The sequence below is a fragment of the Streptomyces sp. NPDC048484 genome, from assembly GCF_040651415.1.
In the GTDB taxonomy this organism is placed as follows: Bacteria; Actinomycetota; Actinomycetes; order Streptomycetales; family Streptomycetaceae; genus Streptomyces.
In genome coordinates this window covers 1-5,785 of the sequence record NZ_JBEZJY010000110.1, presented here as the reverse complement: position 1 = coordinate 5,785, position 5,785 = coordinate 1, and the positions used below count along the sequence as shown (strand labels likewise).

Genomic DNA, 5,785 nt, shown 5'->3' with positions numbered 1-5,785 from the left:
CCGTTGCGTTGAGAGGCGCACGGCGGGTGCGGGAAGCGGTCCGGAGAAACGGACCGGCCGAAAGGCCGGAACCGCGCTCCGGGCCGACTTCACGGCCTGGAGCTGGATGATCCGGGGTTCGACCACTCCTATTGTGCGAGTTCCGCGCCCGGCTTGCGGAGGGCGATGCCGCCGAGCGGCTGCTTGAGGTGATGCTGCGGCGGCTGGTGGAGGCCGGGCTGCTCAAGGCGGGAGGCCGGCAGCGTACTGATTCCACCCCGTGTGCTGGCCGCGGTACGCAACCTCGGTCGCCTCGAACTCGTCGGGGAGAGCCTGCGGGCTGCTCTGGAAGATCTCGCCGAGGCCGATGAGCAGTGGCTGTCACCGCTGCTCGAGCCCGAGTGGGGCAAGCGTTACGGGCGCCGGGTCGAGATCGGGAAGGTTCCGGGCGGCAAACCGGCGGTCGCCGCGCTGGGCGAGACCATCGGCCGGGACGGCGCGAAGATCCTGACCGCGCTCTGGGATACCCAGACACCGCCTCGGCTGCGGAGGCTGGCGCAGGTGGAGATCCTGCGCCGGATCTGGGTCCATCAGTATTACTGGGACTCCAGGGGCAAGCTGCGGTGGCGTGAGGGGAAGGCGTTGCCGCCGGCCTCGCTGCGGTTCGACTCGCCCTACGACACAGATGCCCACTACTGCGTCAAGCGAGGCACAGCGTGGCGAGGCTATCGGGTTCATTTCAGCGAAACCTGTGACGATACCGAGCGGCCCGACGTGGTCGTCCATGTCGCCACCACCATCTCCACCGTGCAGGACGGCGAGTTGACCCCGCGTATCCATGACGATCTGGCCGGCCGCAAAATGCTGCCGGACGAACGCGTGGTCGACAGCGCCTACGTCACCGCAGGCAGGATCGAGCGGGCCCGCCGCGTCCACGGGGTGGAACTGCTCGGCCCCATCGATCGTGATCACAGTCATCAGGCCAGGGCCGGGGAAGGATTCGACAAGTCGTGCTTCGCTATCGACTGGGACAAGCAGGAGGCCACATGCCCGCAGGGACACGTGAGCACCGGATGGGGGCCCATGCGGTCAGGGGGGTATGAGTACATCCAGATCGGATTCGACCAGGCCACCTGCCTCGCCTGCCCTGTCCGGTCCCAGTGCACCAACTCCCCGGCCTATCCGCGCTCGATCGCGTTACTGCCCCGCCCTCTGCACGAGATCCAGACGCGCAACCGCCTCGACCAGGCCACCGAGCAATGGCAGCGCCGCTACGCGATCCGTGCTGGAATCGAATCCACGCTCTCCGGGAACGTCCGGGTTCACGGCCTGCGCCGGGCCCGATATCGTGGGGTGAGAAGGGTCCACGTCCAGCACATTCTGACCGCCCTGGCCTGCAACGTCGCCCGCATCGCCGACTGGCTGAGCACACCGGCGCCCGCTCGGCGCCGAGCCACCCGGTTACACACCCTCTGCACCTCCGCCGCACCACCCTGACGAGATCGCCAACAGAGTCATCTCGTTGCTCTTGGAGGCGACCTGCCGCTGGGCCAGGACCACGCCGTGGTGGTCCATCGCCGCCAGCAGCTGAATCGCCGCGGCCGCCTGGGTTCGCGATCCGCGGACCACCTTGCCGTCGACCGCGATCACCCGTCGCGCCGGCACTTCCTCCGTATCCGGCTCGACCGGGGGCGGCATTCTGGCCTGCAGATACGCGCTGATCGCCGCGTCCAGCGCGTCACCGTCCACACGCTGCAGCAGGCGGCGCACAGTTGCGGCGTGCGGCACCGGCCGCAGACCGGTAAGCGGATCGGCAGCGAAGCCGAGGATGCCCAGCACATGCTGCGGAGCATCCGTGATCCACTCGCTGATCGCGATGAGCGAGCGAGCCCCGGTCAGCACCGCCGAGACGGCTGCGCACAGCAACGCGAGGGCCGGATACCGCAGTCCTCGCGCATCGCGGGGATCGGCGACCAGGATCAGGAAACACCGCAGGTCAGCGACATCGCTTGAGGTGAGGGGATCAGTCGGGGAGCCCAGTTGCTCCAGTACGGAAGGGATGGGCGATGATGTTCGGGCAGGCACGGTCTCGCTCGGTTCTCATGGGTCTCGACAACCACATGATCACCAGCACCGTGCCTGCTCTGCTCTCCGGGGTCCCCTGCCACACAACGGACATGACGCCACGTCACTCACGAGACCGGCGAACCGGACCAATCCCAATCGCGCAATGCCCCTGATGGTGCACCTGCTCCAACGCCTCGCCGTCGTCCCGTGCCTCGCCGGTCAACCATAGTTCTGGATTTCGTCGCTCATCTTCCGACGAAACCCAGAACTATGCTGGGCAGGTCCGCCAGGAAGTCGAACACGGCCGTACCCAGCCGACTCGGCACGGCCGCCACCAGACCGAACGCAGCGATCGTGGCCGCGTCCGGATCCGATTCCTCGCGGAACAGGGTGCTGAAGTGATCGGTCACCGACGCGGCCACCTGGTCCGAGACCACCCGGGCATCCGCAAAGGCACTCAAACGCCAGGACCGGATCCTCCGCGAAGACCTCGGCGATGAGAGTGCTCGCGTCCGTGCGGACCAGACCGCACCACAGCTTCACCACCTCCCGCCAGTCATCGGGATTGGCGCGGTAGGCCGCCAGCAAGGCGTTCAGATCTCGCTCGTACGCGGTCGCCGCCAGGTACTCCTGGAGACTCAGATGAGCGAAAACGTAGGCACTGCCGCCGTCGAGCCGCAGCAGGAGCCCGCTGCGGTCGACGATCTCCTCCAGCACCCGGCCGGCCTCCGACTCCGCGACGCCGAGCGCCGGGCCGCTTCGGGCGAACTCGAGCAGCACGTCCTCGTACCGCAACGTCCGTCGGTCGGCGTGATTCGCGGGCACCGCCTGTGCCGTCATGGCGAGCTGCTTAAGCAGGGCCTTCTTCTGCGGACCCTTGTACAGGTTACGGCTGTCCTTCAGCCTCCTGAGCAGGATGTCCGTGGCCCTCCCGTAGAACTCGGCCCGCGAGTGGGGCAGGACGACACGCGACCCGTCCTCGCCGCCGTACAGATAGGCGATCATCGTGAGCAGCAATGGGTTCTGCGCCAGCTGCATGGTCCGCGGCGTGTCCCGAAGCCCCGCCATCAACCGCTCGATGCCGATCGTCGGATCGCCTTCGATCCAGCCCTGACGCTGCCACCAGCCGATCGTCTTGCGCGCGATGGACAGCTCCCGGTTGACGGTGTCGGCGTCCATCTCGTCCGCCCGCGCCGCCGCCAGCTCAGCCAGCACCTCCGGCAGCGCCGGATCGTCGATCGCGACGACGGGAAAGACTGGCGGCTTCGCGCCCCGGCGGGCGGGCCCGGCCGGCGCCGGTTCGCCGGCGAGCATCCCCCCATGTCGTCAGCGAGATGCGGTAGATCCGCGCGGAGGACTTCGCGATGCCCGCGCCGGTGAGGTACCGCCGCGACGTACGACGCCGGAGGGGCGGACATGGGCACGACGTGGGCGCGCGGGACCCTCAACGCGCCCCCGCTCCCAATTTCGGTCACTGGTTCGATCGACACGCCCGCCCCGCCCTTCCGGCGCTGCCGCAGTAAATGCGTACACCTCACCCCTGCGGCCGGAATGCCCCGCCGCAGGTCGCGATGATCGCGGTAGAGGCTCCGCCGCAGTAAATCCGGTATTTACTGCGGCAGGAGCGTTGTCCCCTCTCGGCGGTCTAAAGGAATCCTTACCCCGCGCCGACCTCCTGCGAGAAAAGCAGTTGCGCTTGTTGGCTTCTGGTCGTCAGGGTGCGGTGGTGATCGGAACAGAGATCGAACTCCCCGTCGTGGACGGGGTCCTCTCGGGTGTGGACTTCGGCGGCCACGGTGAGGGGGTGCTGCTTGTCCACGGCAGCGGACACAACGCCGCCGCTTGGGCGGATGTGGCGTCCCGTCTGGTGAGCGAGTGTCATCCGATCGCCATCGACCTGCGTGGCCACGGGCAGACCTGGCTCGACTCCACGGGCCCCGAGCAATACTGGCGAGACATCGGTGGCGTCGTCACCGCGCTGCGCTGGGACCACCCCGTGCTGGTGGGCCATTCCACCGGCGGGTACGCGGTGACGGCTGCCGCTGCCAGTGGCCTCGTGGAATCGGCCGCCCTCTGCATCGTGGACGGCGTGGTGCTCGATGACCGTAACGCGTCACTCGCCGAGCATGCCGCTGCGCGGACCACCGAGACGGCGGACCGTTTGCGGGCGATGTTCCGCTACGGCTGGGAAGCGAACGACGATCAGATGCACGCCTATGTCGAGCAGTGCGTGCGGGAGGCCGGAGGGGACTGGTTCAACGCCGGAGCACGGCACGAACTTGTCGAGGAGGTCACGCGGCGCTCCTTCCTGCGCCGCGGCCACCGGTGGGTACGGCGACCGGCCATCGAGGAGATCGCGACTGTCACCGCCGTGGAGCCCGACGCGGAAGTCTTCCCGAGCATCGAGGTGTACGACCGCCTCACCTGTCCGATGACGATCGTGCTGGCCGAGGATGGTTTTTACGCCTCGCGGCGCGACGAAGTGCGTGCCGTCGTCGATGCCGTCCCTGGCCGCCGGCTGATCGACATCAGCTCGAACCACAACATCCCAATGACCCGGCCTGCTGACCTCGCCGCGATCATTCTCGACCTGGTGCGAGGCCGAGCTGCGGCATCGGTCAGGAACGTCGATTGATCCCCACCCCACCCCTGCAAGGAGTTGCTGTGGCCGTAAGCGAAATGTCAGTGGCAGACAAGGGCGCTGGGCCGTACGACATCGCGGCCGGACCTGACGGCGCACTGTGGCTCACCTTCGCGCACAGCGGCCGCATCGCACGCCTCACCCTCGACGGCAAACTCAACGAATACCCCCTGGAATCGTCCGAGTGTCGCCCTACGGTCATCACCCCCGGGCCCGACGGAGCACTGTGGTTCACCCGGTCCCAGGACCACCGGATCGGCCGCATCACCGCCGACGGTGAAACGGAGTCCTTCCCCGTGCCGACGCCCGACGGCGGACCCTTCGGGATCACCGCCGGTCCGGACGATGCGATGTGGTTCACGGAGATGAACACCGACCGGATCGGCCGCATCACCAGCACGGGAGAGATCACCGAGTTCGTCCTTCCCTGTACGGGCGCCTATCCCTCGGCAATCACCGCCGGCCCAGATGGGGCCCTGTGGTTCACCCTCAACCAGGCGAACGCGATCGGCCGCATCACTGTCCACGGAGACATCGTTATCCACCCGCTCCCCACCCCGAGCGCTGCACCCGTGGGCATCACCAGCGACGGCGCCGCCTTGTGGTTCGTCGAGATCGCGGCGGGTCAGATCGGCAGGATCTCGGTGGACGGCGCGATCAAGGAGTTCCCGCTCCCTGACCGCACGGCCAAACCCCACGCTATCGTCGCGGCCTCCACCGGGGACTGCTGGTTCACCGAATGGGGAGCCAACAGCATTGGCCACATCACCGGTAGCGGCAAGATCGCCGAGTACAGCCTGCCGTCACCGTCGTCCGAGCCGCACGGCATCACCCTGGGTCCCGACGGCGCTCTGTGGGCGGCCCTTGAAACGGGAGGGTTCGCGCGGCTTGAACCGTAGCCTGGACGAAGAACCGTTCCGGCGCCGAGGTGGTCTGTCGCGATGGGTCGGGGGCCTTCGCCCAGGCCGTCACCGACGCCGACCCCACGATCACGCAGGTCAGCGACCGCTGGCAGTGCGCCATGAGGCGCCTTGTCGTATCCCCGATTCAATCGGGATGAATTTGGAGGGAGATTCTTGGGTCCAATGGCTTACCTAA

5 protein-coding genes are annotated in these 5,785 nt (G+C 67.6%); 3 read left to right on the top strand and 2 right to left on the bottom strand.

Annotated elements, in window-relative coordinates:
• The first annotated feature begins 261 nt into the window (after window positions 1–261).
• Window positions 262–1,476: a transposase gene (locus tag AB0D14_RS44550; protein WP_362791149.1), complete on the top strand. Its 1,215-nt coding sequence runs from the start codon at window positions 262–264 to the stop codon at window positions 1,474–1,476.
• Here the strand turns inward: AB0D14_RS44550 and AB0D14_RS44545 are convergent.
• Both AB0D14_RS44545 and AB0D14_RS44540 read right to left on the bottom strand, forming a co-directional pair.
• Window positions 1,441–2,064, bottom strand: coding sequence for a transposase family protein (locus AB0D14_RS44545; RefSeq protein ID WP_362791146.1), 624 nt, complete (start codon window positions 2,062–2,064; stop codon window positions 1,441–1,443). The genes AB0D14_RS44550 and AB0D14_RS44545 overlap by 36 nt on opposite strands.
• A gap of 201 nt (window positions 2,065–2,265) precedes the next feature.
• Window positions 2,266–3,360, bottom strand: coding sequence for a hypothetical protein (locus AB0D14_RS44540; protein ID WP_362791144.1), 1,095 nt, complete (start codon window positions 3,358–3,360; stop codon window positions 2,266–2,268).
• Window positions 3,361–3,772: 412 nt separating this feature from the next.
• On the opposite strand from AB0D14_RS44540, the gene AB0D14_RS44535 reads away from it, so the two are divergent.
• The gene (locus tag AB0D14_RS44535; RefSeq protein ID WP_362791152.1) at window positions 3,773–4,681 is read left to right on the top strand and encodes an alpha/beta hydrolase; all 909 of its coding nucleotides are present in this window, start codon (window positions 3,773–3,775) and stop codon (window positions 4,679–4,681) included.
• Between the two features lie 29 nt (window positions 4,682–4,710).
• The gene (locus AB0D14_RS44530; RefSeq protein ID WP_362791141.1) at window positions 4,711–5,586 is read left to right on the top strand and encodes a virginiamycin B lyase; all 876 of its coding nucleotides are present in this window, start codon (window positions 4,711–4,713) and stop codon (window positions 5,584–5,586) included.
• Window positions 5,587–5,785 lie beyond the last annotated feature (199 nt).

Coding starts and splice junctions, on each gene's coding strand:
- AB0D14_RS44540 (WP_362791144.1), bottom strand. CDS start 3,360: ATGCTCGCCGGCGAACCGGCGCCGGCCGGGCCCGCCCGCCGGGGCGCG.